15 protein-coding genes and 1 riboswitch are annotated in these 18,064 nt (G+C 46.5%); of the genes, 1 reads left to right on the top strand and 14 read right to left on the bottom strand.

The annotated features are described in order from the left end of the window. Positions 1–104: 104 nt before the first annotated feature. From HB364_RS09775 to HB364_RS09715, 13 genes are all read right to left on the bottom strand, one after another. Positions 105–1,961: an STN and carboxypeptidase regulatory-like domain-containing protein gene (locus tag HB364_RS09775; RefSeq protein WP_167287808.1), complete on the bottom strand. Its 1,857-nt coding sequence runs from the start codon at positions 1,959–1,961 to the stop codon at positions 105–107. A 39-nt stretch (positions 1,962–2,000) separates the two neighbouring features. Then, positions 2,001–2,987: a FecR domain-containing protein gene (locus HB364_RS09770; protein ID WP_167287807.1), complete on the bottom strand. Its 987-nt coding sequence runs from the start codon at positions 2,985–2,987 to the stop codon at positions 2,001–2,003. A gap of 11 nt (positions 2,988–2,998) precedes the next feature. Further along, positions 2,999–3,571: an RNA polymerase sigma-70 factor gene (locus HB364_RS09765; protein ID WP_167287806.1), complete on the bottom strand. Its 573-nt coding sequence runs from the start codon at positions 3,569–3,571 to the stop codon at positions 2,999–3,001. Between the two features lie 114 nt (positions 3,572–3,685). Further along, positions 3,686–4,240, bottom strand: a complete 555-nt coding sequence (locus tag HB364_RS09760; protein WP_167287805.1) for an RteC domain-containing protein — start codon at positions 4,238–4,240, stop codon at positions 3,686–3,688. A 409-nt stretch (positions 4,241–4,649) separates the two neighbouring features. Next, positions 4,650–4,794: riboswitch (SAM riboswitch) on the bottom strand. Between the two features lie 212 nt (positions 4,795–5,006). Beyond that, positions 5,007–6,518: a RagB/SusD family nutrient uptake outer membrane protein gene (locus tag HB364_RS09755; RefSeq protein ID WP_167287804.1), complete on the bottom strand. Its 1,512-nt coding sequence runs from the start codon at positions 6,516–6,518 to the stop codon at positions 5,007–5,009. Between the two features lie 22 nt (positions 6,519–6,540). Further along, positions 6,541–9,657, bottom strand: a complete 3,117-nt coding sequence (locus HB364_RS09750; protein ID WP_167287803.1) for a SusC/RagA family TonB-linked outer membrane protein — start codon at positions 9,655–9,657, stop codon at positions 6,541–6,543. A 538-nt stretch (positions 9,658–10,195) separates the two neighbouring features. Beyond that, the gene (locus HB364_RS09745) at positions 10,196–10,906 is read right to left on the bottom strand and encodes a hypothetical protein (protein WP_167287802.1); all 711 of its coding nucleotides are present in this window, start codon (positions 10,904–10,906) and stop codon (positions 10,196–10,198) included. Between the two features lie 190 nt (positions 10,907–11,096). After that, positions 11,097–13,133, bottom strand: coding sequence for an alpha-ketoacid dehydrogenase subunit alpha/beta (locus HB364_RS09740; RefSeq protein ID WP_246228458.1), 2,037 nt, complete (start codon positions 13,131–13,133; stop codon positions 11,097–11,099). Positions 13,134–13,308: 175 nt separating this feature from the next. Continuing rightward, positions 13,309–13,920, bottom strand: a complete 612-nt coding sequence (locus tag HB364_RS09735) for a fumarylacetoacetate hydrolase family protein (protein ID WP_167287800.1) — start codon at positions 13,918–13,920, stop codon at positions 13,309–13,311. Between the two features lie 146 nt (positions 13,921–14,066). Continuing rightward, positions 14,067–14,645: an aminoacyl-tRNA hydrolase gene (pth, locus tag HB364_RS09730; protein WP_167287799.1), complete on the bottom strand. Its 579-nt coding sequence runs from the start codon at positions 14,643–14,645 to the stop codon at positions 14,067–14,069. Positions 14,646–14,770: 125 nt separating this feature from the next. Next, entirely contained in the window at positions 14,771–15,421 is a 651-nt protein-coding gene (locus tag HB364_RS09725) for a 50S ribosomal protein L25 (protein WP_167287798.1), read from the bottom strand. Between the two features lie 41 nt (positions 15,422–15,462). Continuing rightward, positions 15,463–16,413, bottom strand: a complete 951-nt coding sequence (locus tag HB364_RS09720; RefSeq protein WP_167287797.1) for a ribose-phosphate pyrophosphokinase — start codon at positions 16,411–16,413, stop codon at positions 15,463–15,465. Between the two features lie 195 nt (positions 16,414–16,608). After that, positions 16,609–16,830, bottom strand: coding sequence for a hypothetical protein (locus tag HB364_RS09715; protein WP_167287796.1), 222 nt, complete (start codon positions 16,828–16,830; stop codon positions 16,609–16,611). A 127-nt stretch (positions 16,831–16,957) separates the two neighbouring features. On the opposite strand from HB364_RS09715, the gene radC reads away from it, so the two are divergent. After that, on the top strand, positions 16,958–17,650 hold the full coding sequence (gene radC, locus HB364_RS09710) for a RadC family protein (protein WP_167287795.1): 693 nt from the start codon (positions 16,958–16,960) through the stop codon (positions 17,648–17,650). A 17-nt stretch (positions 17,651–17,667) separates the two neighbouring features. Here the strand turns inward: radC and HB364_RS09705 are convergent, their stop codons facing one another. Then, positions 17,668–17,982: a DUF3467 domain-containing protein gene (locus HB364_RS09705; RefSeq protein ID WP_167287794.1), complete on the bottom strand. Its 315-nt coding sequence runs from the start codon at positions 17,980–17,982 to the stop codon at positions 17,668–17,670. Positions 17,983–18,064: the final 82 nt, after the last annotated feature.

Below are 18,064 nucleotides of genomic sequence, written 5' to 3'. Positions count from 1 at the left end.
GTACCTAATATGCGAAAATGTTTTCGTGTAGTCTGTCACAGGGATGTATAAGGGTATACATTTACAGGCATTATTTATAAGTATTCTGCAGCATATAATGAACCTTAGAAGAGATTAACGCCGGCGCTGAAACCAAACCATCCTTTCACTTTATCACCGGCCGCCATGGAGCGTATGTTTTGCTTGTAGCCCGGAATTTTAGCCGTTTGCTCGGAGTAATAAACAGCTATTGCCGGACCGGCAAAGACGGAAAGGTATTTACCCAGCCTGAAGTTCAGGTGCGCTTCCATCCGGGTGAGTACGTTGAGGTAGTCCCAGGTACCGAGATAAACATGCTGCACAGAGATCTCTCCATTCGCCGCCAGCTTTTTGTTGAGATAGAATTCGCGGCCCAGGCCATAACCAAACGTATAGGCTTTATTGTCTTTAGTAGGCTCTACCCCTGCCAGCAAAATGCTGTACAGTTTTGAGTTGCCGGTTTTAAAGGCCGCATTAAAGGGGAACTCTTCATTACCATACACGGAGAGTTTATGGTATCCTTTGAAGATGATATTGATAAGACCAATGCTGTAACCGTCGGAGGTATCTGCAATATTAATCAGCCCGACCTGTACCCCCGATAGCTTTTTGGTGTAATTGATGACCCCGGCAATCTGTGCTCCTTTCGTTTCCTGGAAGTTAACGTTCAGTACCCCGGCGATTTGTGCGCCCCTGAGGTTACGGCGGTTCACGTTAAGCACACCGGCGACTTGGGCGCCTGTGGTTCCGTTGTTAGCAAAGTTGCCTATACCGGCAGCCTGCAAACCATTCATGCTGCCACCCACATGGTTGTAAATACCGCTCAATTGCGCCCCTATGAACTGACGCCTTACAAAATTAGAAATACCGGCTGCCTGCACGCCGGTTACACTGTCCAGCACCGTATTATGAATACCCGCCAGTTGTACGCCATCCACTTGTCCGCCAACAATATTAAACCAGCCGGCTGCCTGCAGCCAGCGTACGTCTTTTTTATCAATATTAAACCAGCCTGCCAGCTCCACTCCTTTCACTCCGCCGGAATAGCCGCCCCATATATTGAGTGAAACGTTATTAATAACCTGGCTGTTGAGGCGGCCGTTCGTACTCAACCATGGCAATAACGAGACCTGGTAAGGCCTTGCTACAAAGAACTTTTGCAGATTGATCGTTTGCACTCTCTGCCAGGTGTGTAACAGCCACTTACCCATGGCTGTTTTTTCTACTTTTACAGAATCAGTTTTCCGGTACGTATATAACCAATGTGTACTATCAGCCTTGCGCACTGCAATAACAATGGAATCGGGCGCTTCGAATGTATAAGGCGCAATGGTAATAGTTTTATCCGACACTTCTACCGGCATGATGGCAATGGAAAGCTGCTGGTTGTATTTAGGCTGTATGACAATGGTAGTATCCTCATAGAATTCCCTGCTTACAGTAAGCGCTGCCTTATCGTACCGGCTTTTTAGTTTGATCTTAAAATAACCCTGTCCGTCGGAAATAGTATTGGCCAGTTGGCTCTTTTCGTAAATACTGGCATTGCTTACCGTTTCACCGGTCTGGTCGTCCAGGATATAACCACTTACATAATATAACTTTTCTTCGCTCGCCGTCCGGTTAGTAATCACTGTCAGCTTAATAGGCGTACGGCGGAGGATAATATAGTTACCGCTTTCCCGGTATTCATATCCTTCCGGGAATAGCTGTTCCATTACCTGCTTTACCGTTCTATTGGTTATTGTCAGTGTAACCAGGCTATCCCTTTTAATAATATTACTATTATAAGAGAAATAAAAGTCGGCCTTGTTGCTTAATATCTCTAATACCTGGTCCAGTGGCTGCCGGTTTACAGCAAAAGAAACCGTTCTGTTCAGCACACTCTGTGCTGACATGGTGAAAGAAAACAATAAGATCCCGGAGAGCAAGATAACGCATCTCATGGCTGCTGCCTGCTTCATAATGTGTGTTCTGTAGTATAACTATTTCAATATGATCGTGGAGTTTGTTCGGGTAATGGTCAAATTCATGGATGGCGCCATTATATTCAGGATACTATCGAGCGGTTGATCAATAAACGTAGCTGTGTAAGGCTCACTTCTTTTTTCGGGCGACTCAATAACGATATGGGAGTCGTACGCCTCATTGAGTACCTGTATAAATTTCCATAAGGGTGTGCGGTCGCACACAAATATTTTATTCCGGTAATAGCTATAAAGCTGGTCGGTTTCCTGTTCTTTGGTAAGCACTGAATCCGGGTGTATCACGGTTACTTTCTCTTTGGGAGTAAGCGTTATTGTTTGTTTGTGATTGCTCACCTGTACAGTACCTGTTTCCACGATCACCTCTGTTTTGGTGCCCTGCGTTTTAATATTGAAGGAGGTACCGGTTACGGTAACCGCAATGCCATTGACATTTACAATAAAAGGTTTGTTCTTATCGGGCGTTACAGTAAAGAATGCTTCCCCCTGTAACTCAACCGTTCTGCTTTTCTTATTGAAGGCGCCTGCATAGTTGAGCGATGAATGCCTGTTAAGGGTAATCACGGAACCATCCGGCAGTGTATCCACCTGGCTGGTATTCGTGGCAGCCAGGGTAACCGGTGTATCCCTGCCGGCATTCCCGTTAAAGTAATAGATCATGGCAATAATGGCCCCTGTAAGCAACAGCATGGCAGCCACCCGCCAACCGCTAAGTCCACGGTTCAATGACCTTACCCTGCCCTGAGAAGTATTACCTGCACTTACCCGTTGCTGAAAACGCTCCCAGGCGCTCTCCTCATTCACGGTACTTTGGGCAGCCAGTTCACGGCTCTTGTCCCAGATCATTTTAAAGTGCTCAAAGTACCGGCGGTTAGTGGCATCTGCGGCGATCCACCCTTCCACCTGCCTGTTTTCGGCAGGCGAAGCTTCCTGCAGCAGGTATTTCACCAGCAGGTCATCATTCATGTTATGTAGATGATCTTTCAAGCTTTTCTGGTTTACAGGTTTAATAAGGATAGGATCACAAAAGGTAAAAAGTCTATCAGCTTCAGGCGCATCAGCCTGAGGGCTTTGCCCATCTGGTTTTCGACTGTTTTAATGGATAGCCCCAGGCGGTCGGCAATTTCCTGGTATTTCAGTTCTTCAAACCGGCTCATCTGGAAGATGGTGCGGCACTGTTCGGGCAGTTCCTGCAGGGCTGTACGCAGGCGTTCTTCCAGTTCACCAAGCAATACTTTCTTTTCTGCATTATCGGATTGTTCATTCATGCGCGCTGTAGCATAGGATTGATAGGCGGTTTTTACCTTCAGGTGTTTAATATAGTTCAGGCTCTCATGATATACTGCGCGGTAGAGGTAAGCTGTGAGGGAGGTTTGAATCGTGAGGTGTGCTTTACGTTCCCATATTTTATAGAAAACATTCTGCACCATCTCTTCTGCCATTACATCGTCTTTTACAATTGTACAGGCATAGGCATGCAGGTTTTTAAAATGTGATTTAAAAACATCTTCAAAAAGGGTAGTGCTGCCTTCAGTACGTAACTGAATGCTGCCCGCATCGTTAACTGCCATTCGAACGGTTTGATATCTACCTCCAAATATAACAGCTTCTGTCAATTGCGCTTTATTATATGACAACCGGCAGCAAGTTTACCCCTATCCGGGCAGTAAATTAAAGTGACGACATTAAGTATGAGTACGTTGTAGTTGCCGGTTTACGTATTCCATGTACCGCTCCCGGGCTATAATAGAGGCTACCAGGTGATCGTGGGAAGTAGTGGCTTCGGGAGCAATATCATACGCTTTTGAAGTGGGCAGCAGGGTGGGATCGCCATTGGCGCGCACAAAATAAATGGTGTCCATCTCCGTCATCCCGGCTTTATAGTACTGGTAAAAAGATTCATGCTCGGAGAAGAACCTCCTGGCCAGGAGCAGTTCATTTTGCCAAAACTTGTAAATATCCTGTTCATCTTCATCGGGGAGGAAGAGGGTAGCTTTATAAACGAGGGCATAGTATTCAATGAGGCCGGTAAATTTCGGTTTGACCGTTTTAAAGAACCAGGCTTCTTCGGATTCGCTGAGGAAAGTGTAGGTGTGTAGGAAGGATTGCAATTTCTTCCAGCTCATTTCGCATGTGCGGAAGGCGCATTCGATTTGTTCTTTTTCAGAAGGATTCTGTAGCCTGCAGGACTCCATTTCTGCCAACATCTTTTCGTACAAGAGTTTGCATTGTTCTTGCATAGGTCCAGGGGGTTTTATAGGGGTGAATAGAAAAGTGTTCCGGAATAAAAAAAAGCAGGGAAAGTAAAAACAATCCCTGGTTAACCAAAAGGTCACATGAGAAAATCTACTATTTGAAACAAAGATTACTGTCAATGATCAGTTCTTCCCGGCTTGCCCGTGTCCCATCCCGGCATGACCGGGATAAGGACAAAGCGGACATTGACATATAAGAAGAAACAAAACCCTCCTGGAATTCCTGGCGCCGGTATTCAGGAAGCATATTCAAAGAATACAAGCGATCAGGCGTCTTTTAATGGTTACTAAATAATACAGGTGATGGCATAAAAAAAGCTCACCTGCTGATAAGCCAGGTGAGCCTGAAATATTATACAATTACCAATGGTAATGTTTTTCAAAGCTGTACACAGACTTATCTACCTCTGCTTTTGGCAGAGCAGGATTTGGCACCTTCATCCTTAAGGATCATGCACAATGTCTATACAGCATGAAACGAAAGAAGGGTTGCCAAGGCGTCATCGGGCCCGTTTTCCCTCAGCCTTTCTTGATAAGCAACACATAAAAAAGAACGTAGCAAATATAGGCAATCCATCCGTGTAAACAGGTAGAGAATTCGTAAATATTTTGCTAACCAATGTGGAAAAGCTGAATAAATACGAATATTTACGCCATGGAATTGTCATTTATCAAAATGCGTAATTCTAACATATTCTAAGAGACCTGACAGATTTTAAACCTGTCAGGTCTGTTCTTCTCCGACACCCCTTTACCCATTCTGGTCAGTTTGGGGATTTAACGCACTATTGGAATCAAATTCTTTTTGCGGTATTTTCATAATGAACCGGTTATCGTTGGCCGGAATATTGAACCGGTAAGCAGCCGGATGGTTTCCGGTCCTGATCAGTGGCAATTGCCGGCGTTTGGCATCGAGGTAATCAAGCCCCAGTTCACCATAAAACTCTTTTCTTCTTTCCAGCAGTATTTCACTGATCAATGCTGCACCGGTATTGCCCGAAGCCACTGCCGCAGGATCGCGGTCCTGTTGAACGGTAAGTAAAATAGTCCCCGCATCTGCTTCACCCAATTCTGCTTTTGACTCCGCTTCAATGAGATACATTTCAGCTACCCGCATCATGGGAAGGGCCTCGTTAAAATGTGTTTCCCGTAAAGCCACCACTTCTCCGGTAATGAGCTGTACGGCATCTACTGAAGGACTGCCAAATTTGTTGGTAGCAAACCGTAACTGGCTGTTGGGATTGCCGCTGTAGAAGAAGAAGGTGTTGCGGATATCAGTAGCGGTAAAAGAGTTCACCAGTGTGGAATTAACAAACAGGTTATCATATCCATTTCCTGTTTTTTCATAAAAGGAGCTGGGCGTGCCATAATACAGGGATTGTCCGCCGATATCTGTAGCCTGTGGAAATCCCCAAATGATCTCTGAGGAGGCCAGGTCGTTGAAACCATTGAGGTAAGAAGGCGCATCGAGGGTATATCCCGCACGGGCTTGTTGCGCCGCGTTTTTGGCATCGGCCCAACGCCCCTGCTCCAGGTAAATGCGGGCAGCCATGCCCCAGGCTACGTTGATATTGACATCACTTTTGAGCAGCCTGCTGGTGCCGAGATTTTGTGTAGCAAACTCTATATCCGCATTGATCTGATCAAAAACCTGCTTTACAGTACCGCGCGGCTTGCCCGTATTGTTAACATTGGTTGGCTCAGTATAGAGTGGCACACCGGGTGCATTCTGGTCTTTGGCAAAAGCATGCTGGAATTCACGTATCAGCTCAAAATAGAGCCAGGCCCGTAAAGCCCGTGCTTCCGCTTCAAACAGCTTCTTATCAGCCTCCAGCAGTGTACCGGATTTGGCAACACCGGCAATAATGGTATTCGCCTGGTTAATATGCTCATAGAAGAAACCCCAGGTAAAAATGGTACGCCGGTAAGTCGGTTCACGGTTCTCATGGCGATAATCAAACTGGTACCATCCGCCGGGATTGATCATGTCAGTTCCCTTATTGATGCGGGCCAGGTTGATGGAGTTATACCCCCAGGTATCCGTTGCTCCACCGGCCGTAGCATCCAGGTTAGCCCATTGCCTGCGCATGTTGCGGTAAATGCCGGAAAAATAAGCGCGTACACCACTGGCAGATTTGAAAACATCAGATTCTGAAACAGCATCCGTAGGCTTGGGGTCGGTGATAAAGTCCTTTTTGCAACTTATGCCGGTGATACCCAATATCACTAGTATTAAAAAAAGTTGTTGATATATAGATTTCATGACCATTTTGTTTAAGCGTTAATCAGAAAGTAAGTTCCAGGCCGGCAGAAATGATTTTGAATACAGAGGATTGCGGACGGGCAGTGCCGTCTACATTCACCTCCGGATCAGCTCCTTTTTTTAGCTTGCTCCAGGTGCCGATGTTATCTGCCTGTACATAGAACCGGGCATTCTTAATGATCTTTTTTTCCTTGTCAGGATTGAAAGTAAACCCGAGTGTGATGTTGCGCAGGCGTACGTAATCACCATCAAACAGGTAACGGGTAGAACGCTGGTTGATATCGGTATTGTTGATGTCGAGGCGGGGAACATCTGTAATATCTCCTGCTTTTTGCCAGCGGTTCAGTATGTCGGAATGCAACTGGTCGCCGAAGCTGGCCGTAAACCCGTGCATTAAACTTCCGTATTCACCATCATAGATCTTACCCCCCAGGGCGAAGTTCAGGAGTACGCTCAGGTCAAAGTTCTTATAGTTGAAAGTGTTTGTCCAGCCGCCTGTTACTTTGGGTAAAGCACCGCCAACATAATAACGGCTTGCCTCTGCATAGGTATTTACGATCTCGCGTTTGCCGGTAGGATCGCCATTGCCATCCAGTTCATCAGCATACCACTGCGGAGCGCCTGTAGCAGGGTCTACCCCGGCCCATTCGGGAATAAAGAAGTTGAAGAAAGAGCGGCCTACCTCAAGCTGGTAAGCGCCTGCGAGTATTTTCTCCTGTGGTAATTTCTTGATCGTATTTTTTACAAAGGCGGCATTGATGCTGGAGTTCCATTCAAAGTTCTTTTTGCTGAGGGCTTTAACATTGACAATGAATTCAACACCGGAATTGATCACCGTTCCAATATTGTAGTCTATAGAAGGGATACCACCGGAGAATACCAATGGTTTTGTGAAGAGCAGGTCAATAGATGATTTCCGGAAATAGTCAATACTACCGTTCACCCGGTTGTTCCATACGCTGAAATCAACACCAATATCGAGGTTACCCTGTTTCTCCCAGCGTATATCTTCATTCGCCAACTGATCGAGGTAAATACCCGGGTTATTCAGGTTGTCATAACCACCGGTGAATGTACTGAGATAAGGAAAATACCTGGCCAGCCGGTTGTTGCCGACTTCCCCATAGCTCGCGCGGAACTTCAGGAAGTTGATCAGGCTGACACTTTGCAGGAATTTTTCTTCACTGAGTATCCAGGAAACGCCTACTGCCGGGAAGAAGCCCCACTGGTTGCCTTCCCTGAACCGGGAAGAACCATCCCAGCGAACCGTTACTTCTGCAAAGTATTTTCCTTTAAGATCGTATTTGATACGTCCCAGGTAACTATTGATGGTCTCAGTAGTCGTAAGGCTGTTTAACGCTTCAGTAGTGGCTGCTGTGCTAAATTCGGTGAGGCCCGAAAAAGGGAAAGCCACTTTCTGACCACTCAGGGTTTTCAGCTCATATTTATAGGCCTCGGTGCTGGCCATTACATCAATCGTATGATCACCAAAACTCTTGTTATAGTTCACCATATTATTCCATGTCCAGGAAGTCGTATTATCGTTCTGCCGCGCAGCCCGCCCTCCTACATTCTGGCCATTGCCAAAATCAGGGGTTTCGTAGCTCAACACATCGAAGAAGTATTTATCAATACCAAAGCTGCTCCTGAATTTTAATCCTTTTGCCAGCCTGATATCTGCATAGGTATTCAGGTTGGTCATGTACCGTTTCCTGGACTCTGTATTTACCAGGGTAGTGGCCACCAGGTTGGAAGGCTGCAGGCTGTTACGGTTCACATTGACAGTCCTGTTCGGATCGGGATTGCCAAAGTCATAGATTGGTTTCCCATCGGGACCCAGTAGTTCTTCTCCATTCTCTCCGCGCTTGTACACCGGGTAGATGGATGACATGGTACGTATGTATTGAATGGTATTTTCAAAATTAGTACCGCCCTGGTCGGGATAGTTCTGATTGGAGAATACGATGGAGGTGCGGGCCCCTATTTCCAGCCAGTCATTGAGATTATTGGTATAGTTGAAACGGGCATTGATACGATTGAACTTAGAAGTGATCACATATCCTTCCTGCGAAAGATAACCGGCAGAAAGAAAGTACCTCGACTGATCGCCACCGCCGGCAATAGAAAGGTTCACGTCCTTACGGAGCGCATTGGTACGGGTAAGCTCTTTGGTCCAGTCTGTATTCCACAGCAGCGCTGTACCAGGCACCAGCTTTCCATCGGTACCCACCGGTTTGGCAATACCAAAGGGGTTGTACCTGATCTCTCCCACTAACTCATCCGTAGCTGTTTGTTCAGGATTGGCTATGCCGGCATCCACATTAAGGTTCCGTTGCGCTTCCCATGCCAGTTCAAACATTTGCTGTGAGCTTACAAAATCGTATTCCGGCAGAGCGCGGGAAGCCACACCAAAAGTGCTGCTGGCAGTGATAGTGGGCGCAGCGCCTTTCCTGCCCCGCTTGGTATTGATGAGGATCACACCGGCAGCGGCCCTGGAACCATACAGCGATGTGGCAGTACCATCTTTCAATACGCTGAAATTTTCAATATCATTCGGGTTGATCATGTTGAGGTTGCCGTCGAAAGGCACACCATCCAGTACCAGTAAAGGTTCTGCACTGGCGTTGAGGGAAGCGATGCCACGAATACGGATCTGCGGGTTATCACCCGGCTGACCTGAATTATTTACCACCAGCACACCGGTGGCTGTTCCCTGTAAAGCCTGGCCTACAGTAGTAACCTGCTGTCTTTTGATAGCCCGTTCATCTACTACCGCAACGGAACCGGTAACTTCCCTTTTCCGTTGTGTACCATAAGCTACTACAACCACCTCATCCAGCTTTTTTTCTTCGGTGGTCAGGTTCACATTGATCGTGTTATTCCTGCCAATAGTGACCGCTTCCGGATTATATCCTACAAATGAAAAGAGAAGCACCCTGGCATTATTGGGTAAGGTGATGGAGAATTCTCCTGCATCATTGGTCTGTGTTCCTGTAGAAGAATTTTTAATAGTAACAGAAACGCCCGGGAGGGGTACCCCATTTCTATCAGTGACTTTACCTGTTACTGTCCGGGACTGCGCCCATGCGCCGCCAGCCAACAGCAACAGCCATATGGCAATCAATAAAAATCGTCTCATACAGTTAGCTTTTGTTTGTTTCAAAGCTATCCTGTTGCATACAACAACTAAAAGGCTATTACATACTGTACTAACGGGCTTGATAAGATGAAAACGACAGCAGGGACCTTCTGCTTATCCAGTCATCAGGCGTATTTATACTACCCGAATGATGAATGGTAATTATAAGCTACCAGAGAGCTTATTTGAACTTACCAATGAAGCAGCATACAAATATAATGGGCCTATTTTCCAAGATAATTTTACATGACATTATTATCATGAATATAGGATCAAGTATATGAATCACTTAAAGCACTTGTAACCCATTTTAATTATCTTGTATTTTAAATTTATACTATACCAGTGGAAGATACTACTGATAAAAGGAAGGAAGCAGGCGGTAAAATGAAGAAACCTGACAGATTGCACTAAAAAAAAGCGGGTGGTAGAAACCACCCGCGAGTCACATGAGAAAAATTCTATTACCGCAACTATTTTGTAGTGATCCAGGGATGAGTTGCGATAGGCATATACCGAGAAATCCCCGGAGTTCATTTTATCCGTCCACTTTCTGGCGAACGGTTTTTGAATAATGTAATGGCTGTTTGTGTAAAATATCCAATAATAGCTCAAACAGGTCCGCATCACGGAAATTGTACCGGAACTCTGTTTCTTTTACATGAAGGTATAAAGTGCTTCCATTGAGACCCCTGAATTTAACCAGCCGGGCTTTCAGCATTCCCCAGAACAGGTCAATTTCATCAATGTGCGATCGTCCTTTGGTTCCGTTTACGCCATTATGAAGGCGCAATAACCGCACATTGTTAAAGTCTGCAATGCCGTTGTAAATATGCAGGTGATGTTTTTCCAACAGGTCGGGATCAGCTTCTACCCTTCCTTTTAACCAGTCATATAACCAACTGGTTTCAATGCAGGGCATTTTGTCGGTGTAGATCCGCTCTTCTTTTTTAAAGATGCCGTAAAATGACTTCTTGCCTGCCTGCCCGTTCTTTTCTGTGTCATGGCTCACACCATTTTCCATGGGAAGGAATGCGATGTTGCCATTGTGGTAACGTAACGGGTTCTTTTCTTCGCAAAACCTGGCAATGTGTGTGCGAATGAGCTTAAAATAGGCATTCACCGTGATCCGGCTTATACCGGAAATGTTGGCTATTTGCGTTGCGGTGAGGTCTTCGCAAAATAATTTCAATAGCTCCCTCACTTTCCGTTCGGAAAGGTGGGCGCCTTTAAGGTATTTGTTTTTCATGGCGCTAGCTGGGTGGTTAAGTACGATACTCTACGTAAATAAGACAATTTTTAGTATAACCAGTTTGTTAAAATATTATAAGCGGCCAAAGCTGGGGATGTATGCAATGAAATTCGAATTTACTTATCTTGAAAAACCAACTAATTGGGTAGGATAAAGGAATTGTCATGGTATTGTAGTGCATCGCTTGCTAAAACAACAGCAGCCTGCTTATGGCTGTTTTTACTTTTTCAGGATTAGGTAACGCAGCTTGTTCAAGCAACATATTCATGGGTATGGCTGGAATATTTATAGCGCCCAGGATTTCGACCGGCGCATCAAGCACCTGGAAGCAGTTGCGGGATATACGGCCGGCAAGCGCTTCTGCAAAAGAGTTCTGCTGTTGCTCTTCCGTTAGTACAAGGCATTTACCATGGCGGGCCACTGTGCTGTACACCAGTTCTTCATCCAATGGGTATAAAGTACGCAAATCAATTATTTCTACCTGTCCCGGAAAAGCTGCTGCAGCAGCCCTGGCCCAGTACACACCCATACCATAGGTGATAATACAACAGGATTCGCCCCGGCCGATGGCCCGCTCATCTGCCTGCAACACCCTATTGCCCTTGCCCAGGGGAAGTATATAGTCGCGGGAAGGTTCAGCGGTTTTAGCCTCGTCGGTACCCGGTACTTTACTCCAGTAAAGCCCCTTGTGTTCAAGCATGACGACCGGATTAGGATCGAGGAAGGCGGCCTTCATGAGCCCTTTCATATCTGCCGCATTGGAAGGATAGACTATTTTGAGGCCTTTTATGGACAATAAGGTAGTTTCCACACTGCCACTGTGGTAAGGCCCCCCGCCTCCATAAGCGCCAATAGGCACCCGGATCAAGGTTTGGACCGGGTACTTGCCACAACTGAGGTAACATGATTTAGAGATCTCTGTAACAAGCTGGTTAAAGCCCGGATAGATGTAATCGGCAAACTGTACTTCCACAATGGGCTTGACACCAACAGCACTCATACCAACAGTAGATCCTATGATGTAGGCTTCCTGGATGGCTGTATTGAATACCCGGTGGTCACCAAATTGCTCGGCCAGGGTAGCCGCCTCGCGGAACACGCCTCCCAGGCGCCTGCCTACATCCTGGCCATAGAGGATCGCTTCCGGATATTCTTCCATGATTTCCCGGATGGCAAATAATGCCGCATCCACCATTACGATCTTACCGCCATTCACAGCAGGCGACGTTCCCTGAAGCGGAGTACCCTCCCGCCGGCCTTTCTCTTCGGTCACCGGCGTAGGCACAAAAACAAAATCGCCTGCAGTGGCCGGGTCAGGCTCCGGCGCCTGTACAGCCTGCTCAAACTGTTCCGCTACCAAAGCAGCAGCTTCCTGCTCAATTTGAAGCAGTTCAGCTTCCGGGATCCCTTTTTGTATAAGTTGCTGCCGTAGCCTGGGACGGGGATCATCAGCCAGGTGTTTTTCCCAGTCGGCGGCAGAACGGTAGAATTCCTTGCGTACCCCGCTGGTATGATGCCCAAGGAGCGGCACTTTTGCCTGTACCAGGTAAGGCATACGGCGTTGCCGCACATATTGCACTACCCGGCGCATATTGTCATAACTCTCTTCAAAATTGCTTCCATTGATACGTACCCGTTCCATGCCCGGAAAACCGGCCGCATAGTCATAGGCATCCATCACCCGGGCCTCTTCGGCGCTCACACTAATACCCCAGTTGTTATCCTGTACAAGGTATATAACAGGCAGTTTCTTCAACACTGCAAACTGGAAAGCTTCGCTCACCTCTCCTTCTGTCATACTGGCGTCGCCCAGGGAACATATCACCACCGGCAATTCTCCATTAGGCCCTTTTTTCAGCTTTGCCGACGCGATCGTTTCCAGGTACTGGATACCCTGTGCAATACCGGTGGTGGGAATGACCTGCATGCCGGTAGCACTGCTTTGGTGAATGATGCCGGGCTTATCGGCCCCGCGGTAATTGGGGTGCGAATAATACTCCCTGCCACCTGTGAAGGGGTCGCCGGCTTTGGCCAGTAATTGAAGCATTAGCTGGTAAGGCGAAAAACCCAGTCCGAGTAAGATGCTTTCATCCCGGTAGTAGGGACTTATATAGTCACAGGGCAGAAGCTGGAAGGCAGTGGCCAGTTGAATGGCCTCATGACCGCGGGAAGTAGAATGTACATATTTGCAAACCGGCCGGTTAGCCTCATAGGTTTGGGCCATTGTTCCGGCGGTACACATTAAGCGATAAGCCTTTAGCAAGATATCAGGATGGATCATAGCAAGCAACAAATATGGGCGCAAATGTAGTAAATAGTCCATCCCCAACGGTGAGGATTATTGGGCAATAAAAAACCGCTCCACGAGTGGAGCGGCTTCCTGAATATGATCAGTATAATTACTTAACTTCTACGCTCAGCAAGCTATCGTCTTCAATAAACCCTTCCAGTTCATCCCCTACCACGCACTCGCCTACACCAGCCGGTGTTCCGGTAAATACAAGATCGCCGATGTTGACAGAGAAATAGTTGGAAATATAGGCTACTACTTTATCGAAGTTATTGATCATCAGGTTGGAATTGCCCTGCTGTACCAATTCCTTGTTTTTGTATAAACAGAAATTGATATCCTTTTTGTTCTTAATGTTCTGCAGGGGGATCCATTTACCGATAACAGCAGAATTATCCCAGGCTTTGGCTTTTTCCCAGGGCAGCCCTTTTTCTTTGAGTTCCTCTTGTATATCACGGGCGGTAAAGTCAATACCTACGGTTACTGCATCGTAATATTTGCTGGCAAAGCGATCCTGAATGTATTTCCCATTTTTGGATATACGCAGTACCAATTCACATTCGTAATGCAATTCGTTAGTAAACTCCGGATAATAAAATGGCGTGTGTGCCTGCAATAAAGCACTCTTGGGTTTCATAAAAATGATAGGTTCGTCCGGAACCTCATTACCCAATTCTTTTGCGTGAGCCACATAGTTACGGCCAACACAGAAAATTTTCATACTCAACAAAGGGTTTAACTGAGATAATTGTTTTCAAGTTTCATAGCCTGGAAAGGCAGGAGGTACAGGTGCACAGGAATATCAGATATTAAAAATATAATACCCGGTGGGTATTATTGGCGAAAATAAAGATTGAAATTAACAAATCATAGTGTAAACTCCAATTTATTCGCTTCATTCATAGTCCTTTCTATGCCAATAGCGACAAAGCTTTCAATGAATTCAACACATTTTTCAATCTTTTTTTTCACTAATGGCAGTTCCGTGTCATCCCATCGTCCCAATACATAATCCACTTGTCGCCCTTTGGGAAAATTATTCCCAATTCCGAAACGTAAACGTGGGTATTTGTCTGTCAACAGCGTTTCCTGGATACTTTTCAAACCATTATGACCAGCATCACTACCCGAAGCACGTAAGCGAACTTTAGACAAAGGCAGGGCCAGTTCATCCACAATTACCAATAGATTGTCTAACTGAATCTTTTCCTTATCCATCCAATATTTAACCGCTTTTCCGCTAAGGTTCATATAGGTGGTTGGCTTGACAATTATCAACTGCTTTCCCTTCCACTTCATTTCTCCTACTTCTGCCAGCCTGTCCACCCTGAAAAAGGTGCCATGTTTTCTGGCAAGGGCATCAGCTACATCGAATCCGATGTTATGACGGGTACCGGCGTAGTCTGCTCCAATGTTGCCCAAACCAATGACCAGAAATTTTGACATGGAAAAAGTAGTTAAAATAAGCCGTACGGACTATACTCGTAAAGTAGTATTCATATAATACCGGAAAGATAAAAAAAGCCCGGAAGGGATACCGGGCTTTGCTAATATAGATAAAAATTCCATTATTATTTTTTTGCAGCCGGTTTTGCAGCAGCGGCGGCAGCGGGTTTCGCAGCAGCAGCAGCGGCAGGCTTGGCAGCAGTGGCAGGTGCCGCAGCTTCTTCCTGTTTCAACTGACGGGTCATTACCACAGAAGCAATAGGAATACGGGGGGAGTTGAGTATCTCATATCCCTCTACAGTAACATCTTCTACGCGGATGTTGCCATTCAGTTCCAGCGGTGTAATATCCACTTCAATGTTCTCTTTCAGGAACTTTGGCAGTGTTTTTATTTTCAGGGACTTGATCTTGGTAATCAATTTACCACCTGCTTTTACACCGGCAGAAGTACCGGTAAATTTCAGGGGAATAGTAGCCACCACAGGTCTGTCTTCTACCAGTTGGAGGAAGTCAACGTGGGCCAGTGCATCGGTAACAGTATCAAATTGCAGGTCCTTCAGGATGCAACTGTAAGACTTACCGTCCACCTTGATGTCGGCTAATAAAAATTCAGGCGTATAAACGAGCGATTTGAAAGCCAGCACAGGAGCAGTAAAATTGATCTCCTGTGAACCGCCGTAAATTACACCGGGTACCAGACCCTGAGAGCGGAGTTGGCGGGCGGCTTTCTTCCCGGTTCCGGTCCTCAGTTGGCCTTCGATTGTAATTGATTTCATTGTTTATGATTGTTTAATTTTTCCGGTTTAAATCACAGCCATTATTGGTTCCTTCTCTGGCTATGTATGAACAGGCCAGTGATACTCCTGTTCTCGTAAGCGTTACGGATGGCAACCGCAAACAGCTCTGCTACACTCAGCACCTTGATCTTTGAGATCTTTTGTTTCAACGGGATGGTATCACAAACTACCAATTCCTCCAGTACGCTGTTCTCTATATTAGAGTAGGCATTGCCACTTAATACCGGATGCGTACATAATGCTCTCACACTGCGGGCGCCTTTATCCTTCAATAATCCGGCCGCTTTGGCCAGGGTGCCACCGGTATCACAGATATCATCTATCAGCACTACATCCCTGTTGGTAACATCCCCGATCACCACCATGCTTGCGATCTCATTGGCCCGTTTACGGTGCTTATCGCAGATCACCATTTCAGCATTGAAATAACTGGCGATTTCCCGTATCCTGTTGGCGCTTCCCACGTCGGGGGCCGCAAAGGTAAGGTTTTCCAGTTGAAGTTGCTGAATATAAGGAATAAATATAGCCGAGCTATCCAGGTGATCTACCGGGATATCAAAGTATCCCTGGATCTGGGGGGCATGTAAATCCATGGTAATCACCCGGTCAGCGCCTGCAGCCACCAGCATGTTAGCGATCATTTTGGAACCAATGGCCACCCGGGGTTTGTCTTTCCGGTCCTGGCGGGCATAGCCGTAGTAAGGAATGACAGCCACCACTTTATAAGCAGAAGCGCGGCGGGCGGCATCAATCATCAGTAACAGTTCCAGGAGGTTCTCAGCAGGCGCGAAGGTGCTCTGGATCAGGAAAACCATGTCGCCACGGATACTTTCCTGGAATACAGGCTGTATTTCCCCATCACTAAATCTTGAAATAGTAATTTTTCCTAATGTAATCCCGTATTTTCGGGCGATTTTTTCAGCCAGGTATTGCGACCCGGTACCGGAGAAGACCTTGACAGACGTTTGCATACACGTAAATGTGCGGCGAAGATAAACCGAAGGAAAGGGAATTAAGATGAGGGGCAGGAAATATTTTTCCCCGGTGAGGGTATAAATAAAATATATCCTGACACAGCCGGACAAAAGCCCGTCAGCCGCATCAGGATACAGTTTTGACCAGGGCGGTATTACCGGCCACAGGTCTGTTAAATATGCTATTAAGGGTTATTTGGTCACTGTGAGCAGAACCTGTTTACCAGCATTGCCGGTAGCAGTTTTCTGAACAGGCGCATCGCTCTTACGCACGATAGAGCTTTTGGGATTGACTACATGGAAAATGGCCGAGCAAATGAAAATCGAGAAGAAAAGGGCTACGAAATACATGCCGGCGCAGAATAAAAAGGGCTGATAGCCGCCGATTGCTAAAAAGGTAGTTTTCCGTTTCATGGGGATTCTGGATTACAAGGTTTCTAAAAAAGGATTGGATCTTCTTTAACAATAACGACAAAACGGTAAGCTTATTACGCCCTGTGGTTACTATTACAAGGCGAAAATTAACAGATACTTTTTATCCATGCAAGCGAAGAATTACCCCATCCACGAATGGGCCGAAGACGACCGGCCCAGGGAGAAACTACTTAGTAAAAGTCCTAGTCAGCTAAGCAACTCTGAATTGCTGGCCATTCTGCTGCGCCTGGGTAGTAAGGGCAAATCGGCTGTAGACCTGGCCCAGGATATCCTGAAGTTTAACAACGATAACCTGAACGATCTTTTTAAGGTGACAGTCAAGGAGTTAATGTCAGTACGGGGTGTTGGCCTTACCAAGGCAGTCACCATTGCTGCCGCATTTGAACTGGGCCGCCGGCGCCATGCCCTGGAGACGTTTGACCGGTCGGTGGTCAGCAATAGCCGGGATGTAGCCAATTACCTGCGTACGCTGCTCAGGGACCGTCCTGCGGAGGTCTTTGCGGTATTGTACCTGAGCCAGTCGAACCGGATCAAACGCTTCCACATTATGAGCGAAGGAGGCCTTACCAGTACTATTGTTGATCCACGGCTGATTATCCGGAAAGCGCTGGAAGAAGAGGCGGTAAACCTGATCTTATGCCATAATCATCCCTCAGGCAGCCTGATGCCCAGCGCCGCCGACCAACTCCTGACCCGGAAGATCAAAGACGCAGCTAAGCTTTTTGATATCGCCATCCTGGACCATATCATCGTAAGCGAAGAAGGATATTTCAGCTTTGCAGACGAAGGCGTTTTGTGAAGGGCATCCATGCAGTATTACGCCTGTGCGGTGGGGCCGCCGAAGTTCATCGGGATCTGGACTTCTTCCAGGTCCTGTATTTTACCGTTCAGCGATTCGAAGCGGGTTACATTCTCAGTAAGCGCTTTCATAAAACGCTTGGCATGCTGGGGTGTAAGGATAATCCGCGATTTGACCTTACTCTTGGGTGTGCCAGGCATTACATTCACAAAATCAATCACAAATTCGGCATGGGAATGGGTGATGATGGCCAGGTTGGCGTACACACCTTCTGCTACTTCTTCACTGATCTCAATGTTAAGCTGGTTCGGTTGCTGATTTGCATTATCCATTACCTATCAATTAAGCTGTAAAAGTAGGATAGATTATTGACATCTGTTAAAGCAAAATGCCCGGCCTGCGGCCGGGCATTTT

This window comes from Paraflavitalea devenefica, from assembly GCF_011759375.1.
Taxonomy (GTDB): Bacteria; Bacteroidota; Bacteroidia; order Chitinophagales; family Chitinophagaceae; genus Paraflavitalea; species Paraflavitalea devenefica.
The sequence above is the reverse complement of the archived record's forward strand: the minus strand, read 5'-3'. Positions and strand labels throughout refer to the sequence as shown.